Genomic DNA, 23,196 nt, shown 5'->3' on the forward strand with positions numbered 1-23,196 from the left:
TCCGCGCTCGGCCCATCGTTACTCAAGGCCGCTCGTCGCGCCGGTAATACTGCACGTACAGCATGCGCTGACCGATGCGCCGGAACGGCGCGAACGGATGGCCCGGCAGCGGCGACGTGAAGATCGGCAGCGTCAGCGCGCGGCCCTTGCCCGCGATGTGCTCCGCGAGACGTCTGCCCGCCTGCTGCGAATACGACACACCGTTGCCGCCATAACCGAGCGCGTAATACACGGACTGCTTCGGGTCGGGCTGGCACACGCGCGGCATCATGTCGTGGCTCACGTCCACCCAGCCCCACCACGAGTAATCGATCTGCACGCCGCGCAGCGCCGGAAACTTGCGCGCCATGCCTTCCTTCAGCAGATCCAGATGTCGCGGATGCGCGGCGTCCGCGCCGGTAATCGCGCTGCGGCTGCCCATCTGCAGACGGCGGTCGGGCAAAAAGCGATAGTAGAAGCGCAGCGTGCGCGTGTCGGTCAGCACCTGCGTCGTGCGGAAATTGCATGCAGCGATTTCGTCGTCGGTGAGCGGGCGCGTCACCATTGAGTTCGACAGGATCGGCATCACCTTGCTGCGCAACGACGGATGCAGCGTCTGCGCGGTGTAGGCTCCCGTCGCGATGCCGACCGCACGCGCGCGCACGATGCCGCCCGGCGTGCGCAGATGATGCACGCCGTTCACCGTGTCCCAGCCGGTCACCGGGCTGCTGGTGTGCACCTTCGCGCCGGCTTCGCGCGCGAGCCGCAGATAACCGAACGCGAGCTTCAGCGCATGGATGCCGATGCCTTCGGGCTCGTGCAGCGCGCCGGCCGCTTCGTGGTCGTTGACGAACTGGCTGCGCAGCGTGCGTGCGTCGATCAGCTCGGATGGGTAACCGAATACGTCGCGCCACACCTTCGCTTCCGCGGCGAGCTGCGCCATGATGCGCGGCCGATGCGCGATCAGGAAATGGCCGCCCGGCTGCGGATCGCAATCGATCTGCGCAACCAGCGCCTTGAAATGATCGAAGCCCTGCTGGATTTCGTCGTGCATTTTCAGCGCGACGTCTTTGCCCCAGCGCTCGATCCATTGCGAGCGCGAGAGCCGCCCCGACGCATTCTGCCCTTGCCCGCCGTTGCGGCTGCTGCAACCCCAGCTCGTGCGATTCGCTTCGAGCACGACGGCCTTGATGCCATGCTCGCGCGCAAGGCAGAGCGCCGTTGCGAGTCCCGTGTAGCCTGCACCGATGATGGCGACGTCGACGTCGAGATCCGTCGTAACGGGTCCATCGTCGGGCGGCGGGCTGCCGGCCGTCGCGACCCAATACGTTGGCGCATACTGGGTGCCGCAGCCTGGTCCCGGCGACACCAGCGGATCGTAGGCCGGATCGTAGTGCGTGCCCTGCGGCGATTCGCCGAGCGGCCCGTTACCCCTGAGATCGATCGAACTGTATGCCATGTGCGGCTCCGTCGGATTCACACTTCACGCGCCCAGCTTCGGGCGTTCCTTGCGAAATGCGCGCTTGACCGCGATCAGGCCGTCGCGAAACTCGAACAGGTCGCAGCCTTCAGCTTCGATGCGCCAGCCGTCGCGATGCGTGCCGCTGAACACCCATTCGGAGACGCCGCGATCGCCCATCGTGTAATGGCGCCCTTCGCCCCAGTGCGCATCGGGAAAGCTGTCGAAAACCGCCTGGAACGCGGCTTTCACCGCCGCCTCGCCGGTAAAGCGCGTTCCGTGAATCTCGCTGCCGGCGGCCGCGTCGAACACGCAGTCGGCGGTCATGAAGGTCATCAACGCGTCGGCGTCGTGTCGATTGAATGCGTCCGAGAATGCCGCGAGGAATTCCGCGCTCGCGCGCGCCGGCACTGTCTGTGATTCGGCCATGCGTGTCTCCGCCTGACTGGATAGGGATCGGTCGCACGCCGCGTGGAGCGGCAGTGCGTGAAATCATCGTAGCGACGGGCTCGCGGCGCGGGTAGGGCCAGTGGACGGGATTCGCCTGGTGCAGCCCGTAGCGCGGTGGATCGCACGCCGAGCGCGCTCGCTGTGCGCTCGCAGCATCGATGACATAATTTCCGGATCCCCAGTCAGCCAACCCCAAGGAGTAGCCGTGAGCGATGTCACACCTTCGTCTTCCCGCGCCCCTGTCACGCGAGTCGCCTTTCTCGGGCTCGGTGTGATGGGTTATCCGATGGCAGGCCATCTCGCGAAAGCGGGTCTGCAGGTGACCGTGTACAACCGCACCTTTTCGAAAGCGGAGCGCTGGGCCAGCGAGCATGGCGGCCGCGCCGCGCGCACGCCTCGCGAAGCCGCGGACGGCGCGCAGGTCGTGATGTGCTGCGTCGGCAACGATGACGACCTGCGCAGCGTCGCGCTCGGCGACGAAGGCGCGTTCGCTGGCATGGCCACCGATACCGTATTCGTCGATCACACCACGGCGTCGGCGAACGTGGCGCGCGAGCTATCGAAGGCGGCGGCGGAGCATGGACTGCACTTCGTCGATGCGCCCGTATCAGGTGGCGAAGCTGGCGCGAAGAACGGCAAGCTCACGATCATGTGCGGCGGCGAAGCGGCCGCGTTCGAACACGTTGCGCCGGCGCTCCAGCACTACGGCGCGGCGGTCACGCTGATCGGCCCGGCAGGCGCGGGCCAGCTTGCGAAGATGGTGAACCAGATCTGCATCGCGGGTCTTGTGCAGGGTCTGTCGGAAGCGATCAATTTCGGCGAGCATGCCGGGCTCGACATGCCGCTCGTGCTCGACGTGATCGGCAAGGGCGCCGCCGCGAGCTGGCAGATGGACAACCGCGGCCGCACGATGATCGAAGACCGCTTCGACTTTGGCTTCGCGGTGGACTGGATGCGCAAGGATCTCGGCTTCTGTATCGACGAGGCGAAGCGCAACGGCGCGGCGCTGCCCGTCACCGCGCTCGTCGACCAGTTCTATGCCGACGTGCAGGCATTGGGCGGCAGCCGCTTCGATACATCGAGCCTCATCTGGCGGCTGCGCAAGCTCGCCAAGCCTGCCTGAAACACGCCGCGCGGTGCGCTGTTTGAATTGCATCGAAGCGCACCGCGATGCGGCGGCTCACTTGCGCCAGCGCAGCGGCCGGCGCAGATGCGGCCGCTCGAAGCGCAACGGCGACAGCGCGTGCGCGAACGCGGGCACGTCGCCGCCCTCGGGTGCGCGCATCCGCTCGCGTTCCTCGTCGACTTCCACGGTCTTCGTCGCATCGATGAAGCACGCGCCGACCACGCCCACCGCGAGCAGCCCTGCAGAGATCGTGAACGGCACGTTGTAGCTGCCGGTGGTCTGGATCAGATAGCCGAACACGACAGGCGACACCATCCCCGCCACACCGAAGCCGGTGTTCATCAGCCCGCCCGCGGTGCCGGCGTAGCGGCCAGCGATGTCGAGCGGCAACGTCCACAGCACCGGGTTCGTGATCTCGAGGAAGAAGAACGACGCGGACAGGAACCACACCGCCGTCAGCGGATTCGACGTGGACACCATCGGCAGCAGGAACGTGAGCGAGCCGCCCATGCCGACGATCAGCACCGCGCAGCGCGCGAGGCGCAGCCGGCCGGTCATCTTGAACAGCCGGTCGGACACCACACCGCCGAAGGTGTCGCCGATCACGCCGGCCAGCAACGGCAACGCGGTGAACAGCGCGAGGTGCTTCAGATCGAAGCCGCGCGATTCGCGCAGATACGACGGCAGCCACGTCAGATACACCCACAGCAGCCAGCCGTAGCAGAAGTCGACGAAGGTGACGAGCCACATGCGGCGGATCAGCTTGCGCCACGGCGTGGCCTGACGCTTCGCGCGTTCGCAGTCGCCGGCGCGATAGCCGATTTCGGCGGTCTCCTCGGCCGTGATGCGGCGGTTCTGTTCCGGCGAATTCGTGAACACGCACATGTACAGCACGGTCCACGCGAGACTCGCGATACCGAGCAGAATGAACGCATCGCGCCAGCCGCCGAACGCGACGACCGCGAGCACGATCGGCGGCGTGACTGCGCCGCCGAGCCGCGCGAAGCTGTGCGTAATGCCCTGCGCGAAGCCGCGTTCGGTAGGCGGCATCCAGTACGTGAACGCGCGCGTGGCGGTCGGAAACGCACCGCCTTCGCCGATGCCGAGCACGAAGCGCAGCGCGACCAGCACGGCGACGCTGCCGACGAATCCGGTCAGGAACGTCGACACGCCCCAGATCAGCGACAGCACGATCAGCACGAGCTTCGGTCCGTATTTATCCGCGAGCCAGCCGCCGATGATCTGCATCACCGCGTACGGATACGCGAACGCCGAGAACACGAGGCCGAGCTCCGCCGGCGTCAGCCCCATCTCGTGACGGATCATCGGTCCGGCGACCGCAATGTTCACGCGGTCGATGTACGAGATGAAATACATGACGCACATGACCGCCAGAATGATGTGGCGCGTCTTCACGCGCTGCGTCCGCTTTTCCATGCTGTCTCCTGTGTTTTATATCGTTCCGGGTAACCCGCCGGCAATCGAATCAGGTGGTGCAGAGCTTCAGCCGCTGGACCTTGCCGGACGGTCCGCGCGGCAGTTCCGCGACGAAGCGGAATTCCTTCGGCGTCTTGTAGCGGCCGAGCTCGCGCAGGCAGTGCGCGCGCAGATCGGCGATGTCGGGCTCGGCGGCGCCGTCCACCGCGCGCGGCACCACGAACGCGACGATGTCCTGCCCGTACGCGACGTCCGGCACGCCTACCGCCGCGGCTTCGAGCACGCCCGGGTGGCGCAGCAGCGCTTCGTCGATCTCACGTGGCGCGATGTTTTCGCCGCCCTTGATGATCAGTTCCTTCGCGCGGCCGTTGATGTAGAAGTAGCCGTCCTCATCGCGATACCCGAGGTCGCCGCTGCGCAGCCAGCCGTCGGCGGTGAACGTGGCCTCGGTGTCTTCGGGGCGCTTGTAGTAGCCGCGCATCACCTGCTCGCCGCGCAGCACAAGCTCGCCGCATTCCCCGGGCGCGCAGTCGTTGCCATCGAGCGCGACCACTTTCGCTTCGCCGCCCGACGGCAGGCCGATGCTGCCGACGCGCCGTTTCTCCGGCTCATAGGGATTACTGAACATCGGCGCGGCCGTCTCGGTCATCCCCATCGTTTCGATGATGCCGACGCCGAAGCGCCCTTCGAACGCGCGATGGTGATCGCACGGCAACGCGGCCGATGCGCTGCGGCAGAACTTCAGCGCCGACAGATCGAACAGGCAGTGGGCTTCGTCGTTGAGCAGATACGCGACGATGGTCGGCACCACGTTGATCCACGTGCATGCATGCTGCGCGACGTCGCGCCAGAACGTGCGCACCGAAAAACGCGGCGCCATCACGACGGAGCCCGCATGGAAGAGCGGCGCGAGCAGCGTCACGACAAGACCGTTGATGTGATAGAGCGGCAGCGTCGCGAGCACGCGGTCGGCGCTATCCAGCCGATGCTCGTCGCTCACGTTGCGCGCGTTGACGATCAGGTTGCGATGCGTAAGCAGCACGCCCTTCGGCGCGCCGGTCGTGCCGGACGTGTACATCAGCAGCGCGACGTCGTCGGCCTGCGCGAGTCCGTCCGACGGCAGCGGAATCGCGCACGGTTGCGTTCCATGCTGCATGGCCGCCGCGGGCTGCGCTGCGCTTTCGTGCGTGAGCGACGGCATTTCGGCGAGCGCCACTTCGAGCGGCGCGAATTCGGGCAGCGCGTCGGCATCGGGCGCTGTTTCGATCAGCGCGACGTCGCGCGTCATGCCTTGCTGACGCAGTTCGGCGAGCGCGGCGGCGATCGTCGAATGCATCGACGGCTCGACGAAAATCGCGCGCGTGTCCGAGTGCTCGATCACATAGCGCAGCTGCGACGCCTGGCTCAGCAGGTTGATCGGATTCGCAACGAGGCCGCTGTACATCGCGCCAAGCAGCAGCCGCGCCGTCTGCAAGCCGTTGCTCATGAAGAGCGACACGACGTCGCCAGGGTGCAGGCCGGCTTCGGCGAAGCGCGCAGCAAGCGTCGCGCAGTCGCGCTGCACCGCACCGAAAGTCAGCACGCGCGGTGCGGTGTCATTCGCCGCAGCGTTGTCGCCCGACGACGCGAGCAGAAAGGGACGATCCGGGTAATGCGCGGCACGCTCGTCGACGAGCGCGCGCACGGTGACGGGCAGGTTCATCGGCCGTAGCTCCCGAAGAAATCGCCAAGCAGCTCGTCGACTTCCGGCACACGGCCGTCAATCGGATACGCGACCCGCGTGATGTTCAGGTACTGCCGGAAGCCGAGGTTGTCCGAGAAGTTGTTGCGCCCCCAGGTACCGCAGCCCATCGAAAGCGAGAACGGCAGACCGTTGTCGAAATTGCCGCCGGTTGCCGTGCAGTGCGCCTGGTTCACGATCACGCGCGCCACCGGCAGCGTGAGGCCGAGTTCGACCGCCTGCGCTTCGTCCGAGCCATGCAGGCCTACCGAATGGCCGGCGCCCATGTACGCGTAGATGCGGCGCACCATGCCCGCCGCGTCGTCGAAATCGCACGCGCGATAGACGGTCAGCACCGGCGAGAGCTTTTCGCCGGAGAACGGGTGGTCGGCGCCGAAGCCGGTCTCCTCGACCATCAGAAATGCCGGCTCGCGCGCGGCGATGTCGTCGAGGCCCGCGATGCGCGCGATGGTCGGCGCCGATTGCGCGGTGCAGCGCGACGACAGCTTGCCGTCCTGCCACATCGCCTGCTGCAGGCGCTCCTTCTGCGATGGGTCGAGCAGTACGCCGCCCGCTTCCGCGAGCGCGGCGAGCATCGCGTCGTAGACGGCATCCTCGATCACGACGCTGTTCTCCGACGAGCAGCTCGTCGCGTAGTCGAAGGTCTTCGACGCGGCGATCCTGCGCGCCGCTTCTGCGAGCGACGCCGTCGCGGTCACGATCGACGCGACGTTGCCCGCGCCCACGCCGAATGCCGGCGTGCCGCTCGTGTAGGCCATCCGCACGTTCGCCTGCGAACCCGTGGCCACCACCAGGTCCGCCGCGCGCATCAATGCCGCAGTCGCCGCTTTCGTGACCGGCGACGGCAGCATCTGCACGAGATCGGTGGAAAGGCCCACCTTCGTGACTTGCTCGTGCACGAAGCCGAGCAGCATCGCGCACGCGGAATGTCCCTTCGGCGACGGCGCAACGATCACCGCATTGCCGCATTTGAGCGCGTTGATGATCTTGTTCGCGGGCGTGGCCGACGGATTCGTCGATGGCGTCACCGCAGCCACCACGCCGGCCGCGCGTGCGATCTCGACGATACCTTTGGCGCTGTCGCGTGCGATCACGCCGCAGGTCTTCTGCCCGTGCAGGTCGCGCAGCAGGCCGAGCGTCTTGCGGTGGTTCTTCACCACCTTGTCCGCGACATTGCCGAGGCCCGTATCGCGCACCGCGAGTTCGGCGAGCTGCCGGTTACGCGCGGGCTCGAGAATCGCCCACGCAGCGGCACTGGCGGCAGCATCGAGCGTGGCCTGGCCGGCGTGCTCGAACGCCTGCTGCGCCGCACGCGCCTTCGCGACGAGCTGCGCTACGCTGCGTTCGGTTTCGGCGTCGCCGGGTCCGACTTCGGCTGCCGTGGCTCTGACGTTCATGGATTGCGCTCCATCAAAGGTATTTGAGGTATCTGAGCGTCAATCTAGTCTTACGCGGCAAACCCGCAGTCCCGTTTTCCGTTCGATTCGTTGCTGCGTGATCCTAAGCGTCGGAAAGTGCGGAATTCGGGACTTCCATAGTCCCGAAAAACGCGCCATTCGATGCACAATTGACGGCATGAAAGGTGCATCGATGAGGGTGGCATGACGACGTCGAACCAGTCGAACGCGGCGGCCGTGCGGGCGTTTCGCGTGCTCGAAACGCTGTCCGAGGCCAACGGCCCGATCTCGATGACCGACCTTGCGGGCGCGCTCGGCCTGCCGAAGCAGACGATGCACCGGATCCTCGCGCAATTGATGGACGCCGGGCTCGTGCTGCGCGGCGCGAGCAACCGCCTCTACGAATGTTCGCCGCGCGTGCGCAAGTTCGCGATCAACGTGCTGATGCGCACCGGCCCCGCGGCGGCGCGCCACGGGCTGCTCGAAGCGCTCGTCGAGAAGATCGGGGAAACCTGCAATCTCACGATGCTCGCGGGCAACGACGTGGTCTACCTGGACCGCGTGGAAACCGAATGGCCGCTACGCATGCACCTGCAACCGGGCTCGCACGTTCCGCTGCATTGCTCCGCGAGCGGCAAGGTGCTGCTGTCGTTCCTGCCGAAGGAACGGCGCGAGCGGATGATCGATTCGCTGCCGCTGCGCGCGTATTCCGAGCACACGATCACCGACCGCGAAGCGCTGCGCCGCGAACTCGCGATCACGCGCCGGCGTCTGCTCGCGATCAACAATCAGGAGCATCTGCAGGGGCTGATCGCGATCGCAGTGCCGGTGATGCTGGACCGCAACCGCGCGTGCGCCGCGATCGCGGTGCAGGCGCCGGTGGGCCGCGTCGCGCTGGACGACCTGCTCGCGTTCGTGCCCGATCTGCACCTCGCGGCCGAGGAAACCGCGAAGACGTTTCGGGCGTGAGTGTGCGTTGGTGCTGAGCGACAACGCACCGCCTCAATGCGCCTCGATCGCGACTGCTGCAGTCTCCCCTCGTCGTTCTATCGCACGCGCGGACCACGCGGAGATCAGCGCGGACAACAGCACGTACGTGCACATCATCCACGGCTTGCCGCTGTTCACGCGCAGCAGCGCGGTCGCGATGATCGGCGTCAGGCCGCTCGCAAAGATGCCCGAGAACTGATAGACGAACGAGATGCCCGTATAGCGCACGTTCGCATCGAACAGCTCGGCGAAGAGCGCGGCTTCCGGCCCATATACGATCGCGTAGAAGATGCCGAACGGAATCACGATCGCGAGCCAGATCAAGGCCGTGTTGGGCGGCTGATGGTCCATCACCCAGAACGCCGGGATCACGGAGAGCCCGCAGATCAGCGAACCCCAGCGGTACACGCGGGTGCGGCCCACCTTGTCCGAGAGCCGGCCGAACAACGGTATGAAGAAACACATGACGACGGCGGCCAGCATCACGCCCAGCAGCGCATCGGTGCGGCTCAGCGCCGCGTGCTGCACCAGGTAGGCGATCGAGAACACCGCGAACACGTTGAAGAACACGCCGTCGATCAACCGCGCGCCCATGCCGAGCATCACCGGCCCGCGATAGTTCGCGAGCATCTCGGCGAACGGCATACGCGACTCGCCCCGTTGCCGCTTGAGCGCGAGGAACTCCGGCGTCTCCATCACCTTGAGCCGGATATACAGGCCCACCACCACGAGCAGCACGGACGCGCCGAACGCGACGCGCCAGCCCCAGGAGAAGAACGCCTGCTCCGTCAGCCCATGCGACAGCGCGGCGACCATCCCGGAAGCGAGGCACAAGCCGATCGAGAGGCCGATCTGCGGCAGGCTCGCGTACAGGCCGCGCTTGTCGGGCGGCGCATATTCGTAGGCCATCAGCACCGCCCCGCCCCATTCGCCGCCCAGGCCGATGCCTTGCAGCACGCGCAGCGACAGCAGCAGGATCGGCGCGGCTACGCCGATCTGCGCGTAGGTCGGCACGAATGCGACGCCTGCCGTCGAGATGCCCATGATCACGAGCGTCAGGATCAGCGCCGACTTGCGGCCGATGCGGTCGCCGAAGTGCCCGAAGATCACGCCGCCAAGCGGCCGCGTGACGAAGCCGACCGCGAACGTCGTGTACGCGAGCAACGTCGAGATGAGCGGATCGCTGCCTGGAAAGTACAGCTTGTTGAAAATGATGCCGGCGACCACGCCGTACAGAAAAAAGTCGTACCACTCGACGGTCGCGCCGATCACGCTGGCTAGCGCGACGCGACGAACTACACGTGGATCCATGGCCATTGCAGCTCCTCCAGTGATGGCCGTGCCTGCGCGAACTCGGATACGCGGCACGATGCATAGCCCCTGACGTCTCCTCCGGGGCGCTCGGCGGTTGTGGTCCTGGCCGGTCGCGCGGGCAGTCTGTGCCGCCTGGCGCGCCGGTGATGTGCCCTGCTTGTTGTGCGCTGCTCGATGCGTGCTGCTTTACGTGTGCTGCTGACTGCGTTGCGTTGCTGATGCGTGTGGTGCTCGTGTGGTGCTCTCGTGCTGCGCTTACGCCGCTTCCGCGGTGAACCGGCTGTCGATGCGCAGAGCCGGCTCGCCGCCGCGCGCATCGGCGAGGATCATGTCCGACGCCTTTTCCGCGACCATCACGATCGGCACGTTCGTGTTGCCCGACACGAGCGTCGGCATGATCGAGCAGTCGACCACGCGCAGCCCCTGCGTGCCGTACACGCGCAGCCGTTCGTCGACGACCGCGAGCGGATCGCCCGCCACGCCCATCTTCGCGGTACCCGACGGATGGAAGATCGTCTGTCCGTACTCGCGGCAGAAATCGAGCAGTTCGCCGTCGGTTTGCGCGTCGGCGCCGGGACGCACTTCGCGCTTCATCAACGAAGCGATCGGTTCGGCGGCCGCGACGCGGCGCGCGAAGCGCACGCCCGCCACCGTCGTGCGGCGATCGAGATCGGTCGCCAGATAGTTCGGCTGGATCGACGGCGCCTCGCGCGCATCGGTCGAACGGATCCGCACCGTGCCGCGCGATTCGGGCCGCAGCTGGCACACCGAATACGTACAGCCGGAGAACGGATGCACATCGCCGCCCGCCGAATCCGCGGACAGCGTGGAAAAGTGGAACTGCACGTCAGGCGTCGGAGATTCGTCCGGCAACGCGCGGCAGAACATGCCGCCCTGGTTGATGCCGATCGCGAGCGGCCCGTTGCGGAACAGCGCCCATTGCAGGCCCATCTTCGCGCGGCCGGTCCACGTGCGCAGTTGATCGTTGGTCGTGATCGGCTTCGTCACCTCGTAGATCAGGCGCACCTGCAGATGGTCCTGCAGGTTCTCGCCGACGCCCGCGCGGTCGGCCACTACTGGAATGCCGTGCTCGCGCAGCAGCGCCTGCGGCCCGACGCCGGAGAGCTGCAGCAACTGCGGCGTCTGCAGCGCGCCCGCCGTGAGGATGACTTCGCGGTTCGCGCGCACATCGACGATCCTGTCGTGCTGCGTGTAGCGCACGCCAGTTGCGCGCGTACCGTCGAACAGGATCTTCGTCGCATGCGCGTCGGTCTCCACGTGCAGATTCGGGCGGCGCCGCGCCGGCTTCAGATACGCGACGGCCGTCGAACAGCGGAAGCCGCCGCGCGTCGTCAGCTGGTAGTAGCCGACGCCTTCCTGGTCGCCGGTATTGAAGTCGTCGACATGCGGCACGCCGAGCGTCCCGGATGCCGCGATGAACGCATCGACCAGCTCATGCCGCTGCTTGATCGTCGACGCCCACAACGGGCCATCGGTACCCCGCGTTGGCCCCGCGCCCAGTTCGTTGTGTTCGAGCCGCCGGAAATACGGCAGGCAGTCGTTCCAGCTCCAGCCGCGATTGCCGAACGCAGCCCACTGGTCGTAGTCCTCCTTCTGGCCACGCACGTAGATCAGACCGTTGATCGAACTGCTGCCGCCAAGCGTCCTGCCGCGCGGCCAGTAAAGCCGCCGGTCGTGCATGTTCGGATCGGGATCGGTATAGAAGCCCCAGTTGTAGACGGGATGGAACATCGTCTTGCCATAGCCGATCGGGATATGAATCCAGATGAAGCGGTCCGCGGGACCCGCTTCCAGCAGGCAGACCGAGTAACGTCCGCCATCCGAAAGCCGGTTCGCCAGCACGCAGCCGGCCGATCCTGCGCCGACGACCACGTAGTCGTAACTGCCCGTCATGGTGTCTCCGTGTTTCACGTCCGATAAAAACCGGGATGTTTCGTTTAACTTTATGGTTGTAATGTTTGACGTTCAAGCGTTCACTACTAGAATCGACAAATGCGGTACGGAATCAGAACTTTTTGTTCCATTTATTCGGTTGCATTGCAGCATCGTCATCGCCACGCGTGAAGCTCACCAAGGGACCTATGCGCAACGTCACACAACCCGCTTTCGCAGACCATGCGGCAGACGACACACGCGTGCTGCGCGCGCTCGCCGTGCTCGAGCAGCTCGCCGCAGCGGGCCAGCCGTTCACGCTCTCGCAGCTCGCGGCCCGGCTGCACATTCCGAAGGCGACGCTCGCGCGGATGATCGATTCGCTCGAAGCGCAGGGATACGTCGCGCACATGCCGGACTCGCGCGGCACCGATCGCGGCATTGCGCTGGGTCCACGCGCCGCGCAGCTCGCGCTCGCCACGCTGTCGAACAACACCTTCACGCGCGCGTGCCGTTCGCTGCTGCGCGCGCTCGTCGAGACGCTTGGCGAAAGCTGCAACCTGACCGCGCTCGATGGCGACACGGTGCTCTACATCGAACGCGTCGAAACCGCGGAGCCGCTGCGGCTGCACATGCAGCCCGGTATGCGCGTGCCGTTGCACTGCACCGCGAGCGGCAAGCTCTTCCTCGCGCATCTGCCCGCGGCTGAACGGCGCCTGGTGTTGTCGCGCCTGTCGCTGAAGCGGATGACGCATCGCACGCTGACGGAACAAGGGCTGCTGGAAGCGGAGCTCGATCGCCTGGCCGCACGAGGCATCGGCATCGACAACGAAGAGTTCGTGCGCGGCATGGTCGCGATCGCGGTGCCGGTGGTGGATGCCGCGAGTGGACGCGTGCTCGCCGCGTTGGCCGCGCATGCGCCGACCGCACGCGCGAATTTGAATGACCTGCTGGAGGCCGTGCCGCGCATGCGTGAAACGGCGTTGAAACTCGCGCCGCTGATTCAGGCGCCGGATGCGGCCATGATGCGGGCGCGCGGCGCAGGCGGCGGCAACGCTGTCGTCTTGAACGGGCAGTAGCGTAAGCGAGAGCGGCGATCATCAGGCGCGCCGATATGTTGCGTCGAGAATTATGATTTTTCTTATGGTCAAGGGGCGCCTAGCATCACGCGTATCGATTGCCGGATCGTCCACGCCTGATCCGGCGACGGGTTTGCGGAGCAAGCTATGGAACATCACGCACGTACCCAGAACGAAAAGCTCGAGGTCAAGACCACCACCTGCTACATGTGCGCGTGCCGTTGCGGCATACGCGTGCATCTGCGGGATGGCGAGGTCCGGTATATCGACGGGAACCCTGAGCACCCGCTGAATCAAGGGGTGATCTGTGCGAAGGGCTCGTCGGGCATCATGAAGCAGTACTCGCCCGCGCGCCTCACGCAGCCGCTTTTGCGCAAGCGCGATGCCGAACGTGGCACCGCGCAGTTCGAGCCGATCTCGTGGGACACCGCGTTCGAGATGCTCGAAACGCGGCTCGCGCATCTGCGCGCAACCGATCCGAAGCAGTTCGCGCTCTTCACCGGCCGCGACCAGATGCAGGCGCTGACGGGCCTCTTCGCAAAACAGTTCGGTACTCCGAACTATGCGGCGCACGGCGGCTTCTGCTCGTCGAATATGGCGGCGGGCATGATCTACACGATCGGCGGCTCGTTCTGGGAATTCGGCGGACCCGATCTGGATTCGGCGAAGCTGTTCCTCATGATCGGCACGGCCGAAGACCACCACTCGAATCCGCTGAAGATCGCGATCTCGAAGTTCAAGCGCGCGGGCGGCCGCTTTATCGCGATCAATCCGATCCGCACCGGCTATGCGGCGATCGCCGACGAGTGGGTGCCGATCCGCCCCGGCACCGACGGCGCGCTGTTCATGGCGCTGATCCGCGAGCTGATCGAGGCGAACGCGTACGACCGCGACTTCGTTGCACGCTTCACGAATGCGGCCGAGCTGCTCGACATGAACGAGCACAGCGACACGTTCGGACTCTTCGTGCAGGACCGCGACGCGCCCGAAGAAAATCCGCTGTTCCCGCAGAATCATCGCTGGTGGGACACCGCCACGCAGCGCGCGGTGCTGCATCACACGCCGGGCGTGACGCCGGCGCTCGAAGGCGAGTACACGCTCGACGACGGCACGCCCGTCGCGCCGTCGTTCGAACTGTTGCGCAGACAGGTGGCCAGCTGCACGCCGCAATGGGCCGAAGGCATCACCGGCATTCCGGCCGACACGATCCAGCGCCTTGCGCGCGAGATGGCGGAGGTGGCGCGCGATCATCGCATCAGCCTGCCGATCCGCTGGACCGACGCGTGGGGCCAGACGCACGACACCGTGGAAGGCAATCCGATCGCCTTTCACGCGATGCGGGGCCTCGCCGCCCATTCGAACGGCTTCCAGTCGATCCGCGCGCTCGCGGTGCTGATGTCGCTGCTCGGTACGATCGACCGGCCTGGCGGCTTCCGGCACAAGTCGCCGTTTCCGCGCGCGGTGCCGCCTTCCGCGAAACCGCCGAACAGTCCCGATGCGGTGAAGCCCAACACGCCGCTCGCGGTCGGCCCGCTCGGCTGGCCCGCCGCGCCCGCGGATCTGTTCATCGACGATCAGGGCGAGCCGGTCCGCATCGACAAGGCGTTTTCGTGGGAATACCCACTCGCTGTGCACGGCCTGATGCACAGCGTGATCACGAACGCGTGGCGCGGCGATCCGTATCCGATCGACACGCTGCTGATCTTCATGGCGAACATGGCGTGGAACTCGTCGATGAACACCGTCGAGGTTCGCAAGATGCTCGCGGATCGCAATTCAGACGGGGAGTACAAGATTCCGTTCATCGTCGTCTGCGATGCGTTCCAGTCGGAGATGACCGCGTTCGCCGACCTGATCCTGCCGGATACGACGTACCTCGAACGTCACGACGCGATGTCGATGCTCGACCGGCCGATCTCCGAATTCGACGGACCGGTCGACTCGGTCCGCGTTCCGGTCGTGCCGCCAACGGGCGAATGCAAGCCGTTCCAGGAGGTGCTGGTGGAACTCGGCAGCCGGCTCAAGCTGCCCGCGTTCACGACGCCCGACGGCAAGCGGCGCTATCGCGACTATCCCGAGTTCATCATCCATCACCAGACCACGCCGGATTCGGGCGTCGGTTTTCTGATCGGCTGGCGTGGCAAGGATGGCGACAAGGCGCTCGTCGGCGAGCCGAACCCGAACCAGTGGGAGCAGTACGCAAAGAACAACTGCGTGTTCCATTACACGCTGCCGGAAACGCTGCAATACATGCGCAACGGCAACGGGCCGTACCTGAAGTGGGCGGTGGAGAACGGCTTCCGGAAATTCGACCAGCCGATCCTGATCCAGCTGTACTCCGACGTGCTGCAGAAGTTCAGGCTCGCGGCGCAAGGCAAGACGCAAGGCCGCCAGCCGCCCGACCATCTGCGCGCGCGCATCGAGCGTTACTTCGATCCGCTGCCGTTCTGGTATGCACCGCTCGAGCACGACGTGACCGACGGCGCGCGTTATCCGCTTGCCGCGGTCACGCAACGGCCGATGGCGATGTACCACTCGTGGGACTCGCAGAACGCATGGCTGCGGCAGATTCACGGCGAGAACTTCCTGTTCGTGAACCCGCGCATGGCGGCGGAGCAAGGCATCGAAGACGGCGCGTGGATCTACGTCGAATCGCAGTGGGGCAAGGTGCGCTGCCGCGCGCGCTTCAGCGAAGCGGTCGAGCCGGGCACCGTCTGGACATGGAACGCGATCGGCAAGGCGGCGGGCGCATGGAATCTCGGCCCGGACGCCAACGAATCGCGCAACGGCTTCCTGCTCAACCACGTGATCACGGACGAACTACCCGTCAGCGGCCGCGACGCGCGAACGTCGAATTCCGATCCGATCACGGGGCAGGCCGCGTGGTACGACGTGCGCGTGCGCATCTATCCCGCCGAAGCGGATGCCGACCACACGCTGCCGCAGTTCGCACCGATGCCGCCGCTGCCGGGCTCGACGAACATCGTGAAGCGCGTCGTGCAGACGTATTTCGCAGGACGCGGGCAATTCGCGGCGCGGCTGCGCGGCACACGGCAAGACTGAATTCACACCGGCGCGCGGCATCTATCGTCCGTACGTTGCGCCGGTGAACATCGAACAGGAGAGGTCCCATGACCCAGATGGCACTCGTCATCGACCTGAACGTATGCGTCGGGTGTCACGCGTGCGTCACGAGCTGCAAGGAGTGGAACACGTCGGGCGAGGCAGGCAGCCTCGCGGACTTCCGTCCGTACGACGACGATCCGCTCGGCACGTTCTTCAACCGCGTGCAGACCTATGAAGCCGGCGAGTTTCCGCTCACCGACACGATCCATTTCCCGAAGTCGTGCCTGCACTGCGAAGACCCGCCGTGCGTGCCCGTCTGTCCGACCGGCGCGAGCTACAAGCGCAAGGAAGACGGTCTCGTGCTGGTCGACTACGACCGCTGCATCGGCTGCAAGTACTGCGCGTGGGCGTGTCCGTACGGCGCGCGCGAAATCGACGAAGCGCGTAAGGAGATGACGAAATGCACGCTCTGCGCCGATCGCATCTACAACGAAGCGTTGCCCGAACGCGACCGCAAGCCGGCCTGCGTGCTCGCGTGCCCGACTTCCGCGCGCCTCTTCGGCGACATTCACGATCCGAATTCGACGGTCTCGCAGGCGATCCGCGAGCGCGGCGGCTATCAGCTGATGCCCGAATGGAACACGCGGCCCGCGAATCACTATCTGCCGCGCCAGACCACCACGTCGTGCGGCAGCGGTGCGTGCTCGTGTTCGTCCGGGTCGCAGCAGACGCAGCCTGAGCGCATCGATGACCAGGTCGAGCAGGGGCAGTTGCATCTCGCGTCCGCAGCGACGCGCATCGGCGCCGTAAACGGCGCGCTCTCGTGACGGCTTCGTGACGGCCTCAGGGAAATCAAGGAAACACCGATGAAACCCGCATTTTCCGTCGTATTCCTGACCACGCTGAGCGGCGCGGGACAAGGCCTGCTGATCGCGCTGTTCGGTATCGAGCTGGCCGCGCATCTCGGACTCGTTGCGCCGGATGCCGCGCCGCGTTTCTTCTTCGTGACCGGCGCGGCACTGGCCGTCGTGCTCGGCGGACTCGGACTCGTCGCTTCGTTCTTCCACCTCGGTCATCCCGAGCGCGCATGGCGGGCAATCGCGATGTGGCGCACGTCGTGGCTCTCGCGAGAATGCCTGTGCCTGCCGGTATTTCTTGCCGCGACCTTTGCGTATGGCGTTGCCCACTGGTTCGGCTCGCCGTGGTCGCTCGCCGTCGGCGCAGTGGCGCTCGTCGCGAGCGCGGGCCTCTTCGTGTGTACCGCGATGATCTACGCGTGCCTGCGCTTTCTGCAGGAATGGGCCACGCCGCTGACGATGGTCAATTTCGTGCTGCTCGGCTGCGCGTCGGGCTTCACGATCGCCACCGCGTGCGCGGCGTGGCTCGCGCCGTCGCTCGTGGCGGGGCTCGCGGTGTGTGCGTGCGTGCTGACCGCCGCCGGCTGCGCGAGCCGCGTCGCGTCCCTCGCGCGCAACGCGCGGCTGCGGCCAAAGTCGACCGTGCAGAGCGCGACCGGCATCCGCGCGGCGAAGGTCGTGCAGAAATCGCGCGGCTTCACGGCAGGCGCGTTCAATCTGCGCGAGTTTTTCCACGGTCAGACACCGTTGACGCTGCAACGGGTCAGATGGAGTTTCCTGATCGGCGCGTTTCTCGTGCCGTTCGTGCTGACCGGCATCGGCGCGGGCGTTGCGGCCGCACGCATCATCCCGTGGCTGTTTCTTCTCGCGAGCCTCGTACAGTACGCGGGCCTAGTCGCGGAGCGCTGGTTCTTCTTCGCCGAAGCGCGGCATCCACAGAACATCTACTACCGCCAGGCGTCCTGAATAAAGACGCCTGACCCCGCCGGCGTCGTGCAAACCTCCGCACGACGCCACACATCTGCACGCCACGAAGTTTTTTCGTTACGAACCCTTCCTGCCCCGCTAAAGATTCCCGAATCGCGGTCGACATATTGTCTGAAGAAAGCGCCCGGGCAGTCCCGGTCGTAGCGTCGACGCGTTCGTTGCATCTGCACCCATGCGCTCACCGCTTCGCGACCGTGCCCAACCTGGGACGCGTGGAGACTGCCCGTTCCGGCAGAGCGGTTTCGCGCGCCCGCAGGTTCATCATGACCCTTGCAGCGCAAACGATTGCCCCCTGACCGAGCGGCTTGCTTCAGGCTGCGTCGCAGCCACTGTCCGGCGATACCCGGGCGGCGGCGGCGCGGTGCCGTCCACTCATTCACGACACAGATCGTCAGGCCGTAGGTACAGGAATCGGAAACATGAAGATAGGCAATCTCAGGATCGGCGTGCGACTCGGCGCCGCGTTCGCGCTCGTCGTTGCGCTCTTGATCGGCACCGCCGCAGTGGGCATCGCGCACCTCGAATCCAGCAATACGAAAATGAGCCAGATCGTCGAGGAGCGTTACACGCTGATCGCGCTCAGCAACCAGATCAAGAACAACGGCTACAAGGCCACCGTCATTCTCAGCAACCTGCTGCTCGCGAGCTCACCGGATCAGGCCGCGAAGTACATGAACGACTACGCGGTGATCCGCCAGACCAACGCGGACGCCTACGCGAAGCTCCAGAAGCAGCTCCGGAGCGAACAGAGCAAGGCGCTCTTCCAGGAGCAGTTCGATGCGCGTTCCGCTTACGGCCTGAGCGTGCGCAAGTTCTTCGACCTCGTGAAGAACAACCAGCAGCAGGACGCGCGCGACCTCTACCAGGGCGACATGGCGAAGCTGCAGGACGCGTACTACGCGCTCGTCGACAAGATGGTCGACTATCAGGCCGGCGAAATGGCGCACGACGTCGCGCAGGCCACCGAAGAAGCGCACGACGCGAAGCTGCAGATGATCCTGCTGTCGCTGTTCGCGGCGCTGCTCGCGATCGCGACCGGCGTGTTCATCACGCGCAGCATCACGCGCCCGATCAACCGCGCGGTGGAACTCGCCGAAGCGGTTGCGCACGGAAATCTCACGCATCCGTTCATGGCGGAAGGCGACGACGAAGTGGGCCGTCTGCAGAAGGCGCTCGGCCGCATGGTGGACAACCTGCACGGCATCGTCACCCAGGTCCGCAAGGGCACCGACACCATCGCGCAGGCTTCGCGCGAAGTGGCGAGCGGCAACGTGGACCTGTCGAGCCGCACCGAACGCCAGGCAAGCGCGCTCGAAGAAACGGCCGCGGCGATGGAGCAGCTTACGTCGACGGTGAAACAGAACGCCGACAACGCCCGCGAAGCGAACACGCTCGCGGCGAACGCATCGGTGGTCGCAGCGAAAGGCGGCGATGCGGTCGACCACGTGGTGGACACGATGAACGCGATCAACGTGTCGTCGCGCAAGATCGTCGACATCATCGGCGTGATCGACGGCATCGCGTTCCAGACCAACATCCTCGCGCTGAATGCGGCGGTCGAAGCCGCGCGCGCGGGCGAGCATGGCCGCGGCTTCGCGGTGGTCGCGAACGAAGTACGCGGCCTCGCGCAGCGTTGCGCGGTAGCAGCCCGTGAAATCAAGGAACTCATCGATCAATCGGTGGGCCAGGTCGGCAACGGCAGTGCGCTCGTCGCGGAAGCGGGTCACGTGATTCGCGAAGTGGTGACGAGCATCCAGCACGTGACCGAGATCGTCGCGGAGATCAGCGCGTCGAGCCAGGAGCAGCGCGACGGCATCGAGCAGGTCAACCAGGCGATCACCCAGATGGATCGCACCACGCAGGAAAACGCGGCGCTCGTCGAAGAGAGCGCGAATGCCGCGCAGGCGCTGCAGGACCAGGCGGACGAACTGTCCGGCATGGTCGGCCAGTTCCAGCTCGACGATACGCAATCGAACACGCACCACGCCGCGCGGCAACCCGCTGTGCGCGGCACGGCCCCGTCGCAGCACGGGTGCGCCGACCTGCAACTGTCGTAACCGAAAGCAGCGCAGTCCACGGATGGAGACACGGGCCCGCCGTCGCAGCGGGCTCGCTTGAATCAACGCAGGAACGCGACCGGCGAAATACATGCCGCGATGCGTTCCCAATCGTCTTGCCGTCCGCTGGAAGGCGCTCGTCCCCGCTTCCGCCGTCAACGCGGGGCTCGGCGCGCGTATCGGAATGCGGCCGGCGAGATCCGACTAACGGAATCTCACCTGGTGTTCAATCATGACTTCCCGCTACCCTGAATACGCCGTCGCGTCCACGCACCGCTCCGACACGCCGTCCGCACAGGCGGACAGCATGTCACCCAGCCACGCATCGCAATCGATCGCATGCCTGATCGATGCGTACCGCGAGCACGGCTACCGCCGCGCGCAACTCGATCCGCTCGCGCTCACGGCGCAGCCCACGCTGCCCGAGCTGACGCTCGCGCACCACGGGCTCGATCCGCAGCAGGAACGCGCGTTCGACGACGCCGCGCTGCCCTCGGCGATCACCGTGCACGATCTCGAACGGCAACTGAAGCGCGCGTATTGCGGCCCGATCGGCCTCGACTGCAGCGGCGTTCGCAGCGACGATCGCCGTCACTGGATGTTCGCCCGTCTCGAAGCGGACCTGCTCGCGTTGCCGCCGACGCGCGACGACAAACGCGCGCTGCTCGCGCGGCTGGTCGCGGCGGAAATGTGGGAACGTCACATCGCTGCGCATCTCGCCGACGCGAAGCGCTTCTCGCTCGAAGGTTGCGAAAGCCTCGTGCCGCTGCTGGAAAGTCTCGCCGACGAAGCGGGCAAGCGCGGCGTGCATCAGGTGTTTCTCGGCATGCCGCATCGTGGCCGGCTGAACGCGCTCATCAACGTGATGGGCTTCGACGTGGGCACGATGCTGGGCTGCCTCGATACGGATTCGGATATCGCCGCGACCCAGCGCGATCTACCGTATCACCTGGGCGGCAGCGCGCGCCGACAGACCGCGTATGGCGCGGTCGAACTGTTGCTCGCGCACAATCCGTCGCATCTGCAAAGCGTTTTTCCAGTGGTGAGCGGCATGGCGCGCGCGTATCAGGACGAGCATCCTGACGCGGCCGCGCTGCCCGTCGTCGTGCATGGCGATGCCGCGTTCGCGGGCCAGGGCATCGTAATGGAGACGCTGAACCTCACGCGGCGGGACGGCTATGAACTGGGCGGCACGATCCACGTGATCGTGAACAACCAGATCGGCTTCACGACGCCGAACCGCATGGACGTCGACGCGCACGACTACTGCACCGACATCGCGCGCATGATCGACGCGCCGGTGATTCACGTGAACGCGGATCATCCCGAAGCCGTCTTGCGTGCGGTCAGCATTGCGTTCGACTACCGGATGGCGCACGGCGCCGACGTGGTGATCGACCTGATCGGATATCGCCGGCTCGGCCATTCCGAGCACGACGTGCCGACGCTCACGCAGCCGCGCCGCCAGGCGACGATCGCATCGCACCCCACCGTCACGGAGCTGTATCACACCGTGATAGCCGAAGAAACGCCGCTCGCCGCGCTGCGCGACGCCGCCGCGCAACGACTGAACGCGGGCACCGCGCACAGCACGGCCGCATTCATCGCGATGACGCCGGACGCACGCACGCCGCATGCATTGCGTACGCTGTCGGGCAAACGTTTGCGCTCGCTGAACGAGGCTTTGACGACGCTGCCCGAAGGCTTGCTGCCGCATGAGCTGGTGCGCAATCTCACGCGCAGGTGGCACACCGCGGTGGCGAGCGAAGACAACGCCGTCGACTGGACGTTCGCGGAGAACGCCGCGTACGCATCGCTCGTCGAGGAAGGGCACGGCGTCCGCCTCTCAGGCATGGACGTGGGCCGCGGCACCTTCATGCATCGGCATGGCGTCTGGCACGGTCAGCAGCAGGAAGCCGGCGAAACGCCGCAGCGTCACGTACCGCTGCGTCATGTCGCAACGGGCCAGGGCGCGTTCGACATCGTCAACTCGCCGCTCACCGAGGAAGCCGTGCTCGGCTTCGAATACGGCTACAGCGTGCAGACGAAATCACGGCTGACGATCTGGGAAGCGCAGTTCGGCGACTTCGTGAATGGCGCACAGGTGATCGTCGATCACTACATCGCGCCGGGTGAGTACAAGTGGGGTTATCGCTCCGCGCTGACGCTGCTGCTGCCGCATGGTCACGAAGGCGTCGGGCCCGAGCACTCGAACGGTTTCCTCGGCCGCTTCCTGCATCTGTGCGCGGACGACAACCTGCGTGTCGTCGTGCCGTCGACTTCCGCGCAGTGGTTCCATCTGCTGCGCGAGCAGGCAGCGCAAACGGCGCCGAAGCCGCTCGTCGTGATGTCGCCGAAAACGCAGCTGTACAGCAATCGCCGTTCGCATTCGCCGCTGCGCGAATTCGTCGAAGGCTCGTTTGTGCCGGTGCTGGCCGATGCGGCGATCGTTGCGCCCGAGCGCGTTATGCGCGCAGTGCTGTGCAGCGGGAAGTTCTTCTACGAGCTCGCCGCTGCGCGCGACGAACGTCGCGATGCGTTCGGCCACGTCGCGCTGATTCGCGTCGAGCAGCTCTATCCGTTCCCGGTCAACGAACTGCGCACGGCGCTCGCTGCTTTCCCGAACCTGAGCGAAGTGGTGTGGGCGCAGGAAGAAGACCGCAACCAGGGCGCGTGGCGCGGCGTGCGCGACGAACTGGAAGCGTGTGTGCCGCCCGGCGTGCGCCTGAGCGACGTGTGCCGTATCGCGACGCCTGCCGGCGCGCACGCGTCGATGCGCGCGCACCGGCAGGAGCAGCAGCGGCTGGTTACGGCTGCGCTACAAGGGTCGTGCTGACCTCGGCGTGATCGTGCGCGGCTGGGTTGATCGTCCAATCCAGCCGCCACGGCGTGGCGAGCGCGCACTCGTCGCAATTCGGCTGCTCGCCGCCACGATCGACGACGATGAAATCGCTGACACGATCGAGCGCGAGCAGCGGATGGTGCCACGCGCCCTTCGCATAGTTCACGCCCTGCCAACCTTCGCTCACGAACGCGCGCATCCTTGTGGGATCGAACTCACCGGCGGGCGCAACGACGACGAGATAGCGCGCGCCGTCGAGCGGCAGAAATGCCTGGCTGCCTAGCGGATGCCGTTCCATCAGCGCGATCTCCACCGGCTCCTCACGTGGCTGCGCGCGGAACAGGTTGATCAGCGGCCGGCCGCCTGCTTCGCACACATCGACCTTCGCGAGATCGTGAAAGCGCTCGGTCGTGCCGCCGTTGATCGGGAAATGACGCGCGCCTGCAAGCTCGATCACATCGCCGAACGGCGCGAACGCGGCGCGCGTGAGCGGCTCGACGGAAAGCGTGTTCATCGCGGCAC

General features: G+C 66.0%; 16 protein-coding genes. 8 read left to right on the forward strand and 8 right to left on the reverse strand.

Annotated elements, in window-relative coordinates; all coding sequences use genetic code 11:
• Positions 1–22 precede the first annotated feature (22 nt).
• Both DVS29_RS21265 and DVS29_RS21270 read right to left on the reverse strand, forming a co-directional pair.
• Positions 23–1,438 (reverse strand): NAD(P)/FAD-dependent oxidoreductase, encoded by a 1,416-nt coding sequence (locus tag DVS29_RS21265; RefSeq protein WP_240655721.1) that lies wholly within the window; start codon positions 1,436–1,438, stop codon positions 23–25.
• A 24-nt stretch (positions 1,439–1,462) separates the two neighbouring features.
• Positions 1,463–1,867 carry a nuclear transport factor 2 family protein gene (locus DVS29_RS21270; RefSeq protein ID WP_118182466.1) on the reverse strand — a complete coding sequence of 135 codons (405 nt, stop codon included), beginning with the start codon at positions 1,865–1,867 and terminating at the stop codon, positions 1,463–1,465.
• Between the two features lie 226 nt (positions 1,868–2,093).
• Here DVS29_RS21270 and DVS29_RS21275 point away from each other — a divergent pair, with 226 nt between their 5' ends.
• Complete coding sequence (locus DVS29_RS21275; RefSeq protein ID WP_118182467.1) at positions 2,094–3,011, forward strand: NAD(P)-dependent oxidoreductase; 918 nt, start codon at positions 2,094–2,096, stop codon at positions 3,009–3,011.
• A 57-nt stretch (positions 3,012–3,068) separates the two neighbouring features.
• Here the strand turns inward: DVS29_RS21275 and DVS29_RS21280 are convergent, their stop codons facing one another.
• The 3 genes from DVS29_RS21280 to sauS are packed head-to-tail and all read right to left on the reverse strand — an operon-like array spanning position 3,069 to position 7,589.
• Positions 3,069–4,451: an MFS transporter gene (locus DVS29_RS21280; RefSeq protein WP_118182468.1), complete on the reverse strand. Its 1,383-nt coding sequence runs from the start codon at positions 4,449–4,451 to the stop codon at positions 3,069–3,071.
• 49 nt (positions 4,452–4,500) lie between these two features.
• Positions 4,501–6,153, reverse strand: coding sequence for an AMP-binding protein (locus DVS29_RS21285; RefSeq protein WP_118182469.1), 1,653 nt, complete (start codon positions 6,151–6,153; stop codon positions 4,501–4,503).
• Entirely contained in the window at positions 6,150–7,589 is a 1,440-nt protein-coding gene (sauS, locus tag DVS29_RS21290) for an acylating sulfoacetaldehyde dehydrogenase (protein WP_118182470.1), read from the reverse strand. The genes DVS29_RS21285 and sauS overlap by 4 nt, the downstream gene beginning before the upstream one ends.
• A 204-nt stretch (positions 7,590–7,793) precedes the next feature.
• Between sauS and DVS29_RS21295 the strand changes: the two genes are divergently transcribed.
• Positions 7,794–8,558: an IclR family transcriptional regulator gene (locus DVS29_RS21295; protein ID WP_118182471.1), complete on the forward strand. Its 765-nt coding sequence runs from the start codon at positions 7,794–7,796 to the stop codon at positions 8,556–8,558.
• A 33-nt stretch (positions 8,559–8,591) separates the two neighbouring features.
• On the opposite strand, the gene DVS29_RS21300 is transcribed toward DVS29_RS21295, so the two are convergent.
• On the reverse strand, positions 8,592–9,896 hold the full coding sequence (locus DVS29_RS21300; protein ID WP_118182472.1) for an MFS transporter: 1,305 nt from the start codon (positions 9,894–9,896) through the stop codon (positions 8,592–8,594).
• A 252-nt stretch (positions 9,897–10,148) separates the two neighbouring features.
• Complete coding sequence (locus tag DVS29_RS21305) at positions 10,149–11,807, reverse strand: GMC family oxidoreductase (RefSeq protein WP_118182473.1); 1,659 nt, start codon at positions 11,805–11,807, stop codon at positions 10,149–10,151.
• 188 nt (positions 11,808–11,995) lie between these two features.
• Here DVS29_RS21305 and DVS29_RS21310 point away from each other — a divergent pair, with 188 nt between their 5' ends.
• The 6 genes from DVS29_RS21310 to DVS29_RS21335 all read left to right on the forward strand — a co-directional run bounded on the left by DVS29_RS21310 (position 11,996) and on the right by DVS29_RS21335 (position 22,668).
• Positions 11,996–12,865, forward strand: coding sequence for an IclR family transcriptional regulator (locus tag DVS29_RS21310; protein ID WP_118182474.1), 870 nt, complete (start codon positions 11,996–11,998; stop codon positions 12,863–12,865).
• Between the two features lie 147 nt (positions 12,866–13,012).
• The gene (locus DVS29_RS21315; RefSeq protein WP_118182475.1) at positions 13,013–15,928 is read left to right on the forward strand and encodes a molybdopterin oxidoreductase family protein; all 2,916 of its coding nucleotides are present in this window, start codon (positions 13,013–13,015) and stop codon (positions 15,926–15,928) included.
• Between the two features lie 68 nt (positions 15,929–15,996).
• Complete coding sequence (locus DVS29_RS21320) at positions 15,997–16,758, forward strand: 4Fe-4S dicluster domain-containing protein (protein WP_118182476.1); 762 nt, start codon at positions 15,997–15,999, stop codon at positions 16,756–16,758.
• Positions 16,759–16,797: 39 nt separating this feature from the next.
• A complete protein-coding gene (locus DVS29_RS21325) occupies positions 16,798–17,754 on the forward strand; it encodes a dimethyl sulfoxide reductase anchor subunit family protein (RefSeq protein ID WP_118182477.1) in 957 nt (318 codons plus the stop codon).
• A 440-nt stretch (positions 17,755–18,194) separates the two neighbouring features.
• Entirely contained in the window at positions 18,195–19,832 is a 1,638-nt protein-coding gene (locus tag DVS29_RS21330; RefSeq protein ID WP_118182478.1) for a methyl-accepting chemotaxis protein, read from the forward strand.
• Positions 19,833–20,064: 232 nt separating this feature from the next.
• Complete coding sequence (locus DVS29_RS21335; protein ID WP_118182479.1) at positions 20,065–22,668, forward strand: 2-oxoglutarate dehydrogenase E1 component; 2,604 nt, start codon at positions 20,065–20,067, stop codon at positions 22,666–22,668.
• Here DVS29_RS21335 and DVS29_RS21340 read toward each other — a convergent pair.
• Positions 22,640–23,188, reverse strand: coding sequence for an ureidoglycolate lyase (locus DVS29_RS21340; RefSeq protein WP_118182480.1), 549 nt, complete (start codon positions 23,186–23,188; stop codon positions 22,640–22,642). The genes DVS29_RS21335 and DVS29_RS21340 overlap by 29 nt on opposite strands.
• Positions 23,189–23,196 lie beyond the last annotated feature (8 nt).

The sequence above is a fragment of the Paraburkholderia phosphatilytica genome, from assembly GCF_003443895.1.
GTDB lineage: Bacteria > Pseudomonadota > Gammaproteobacteria > Burkholderiales > Burkholderiaceae > Paraburkholderia > Paraburkholderia phosphatilytica.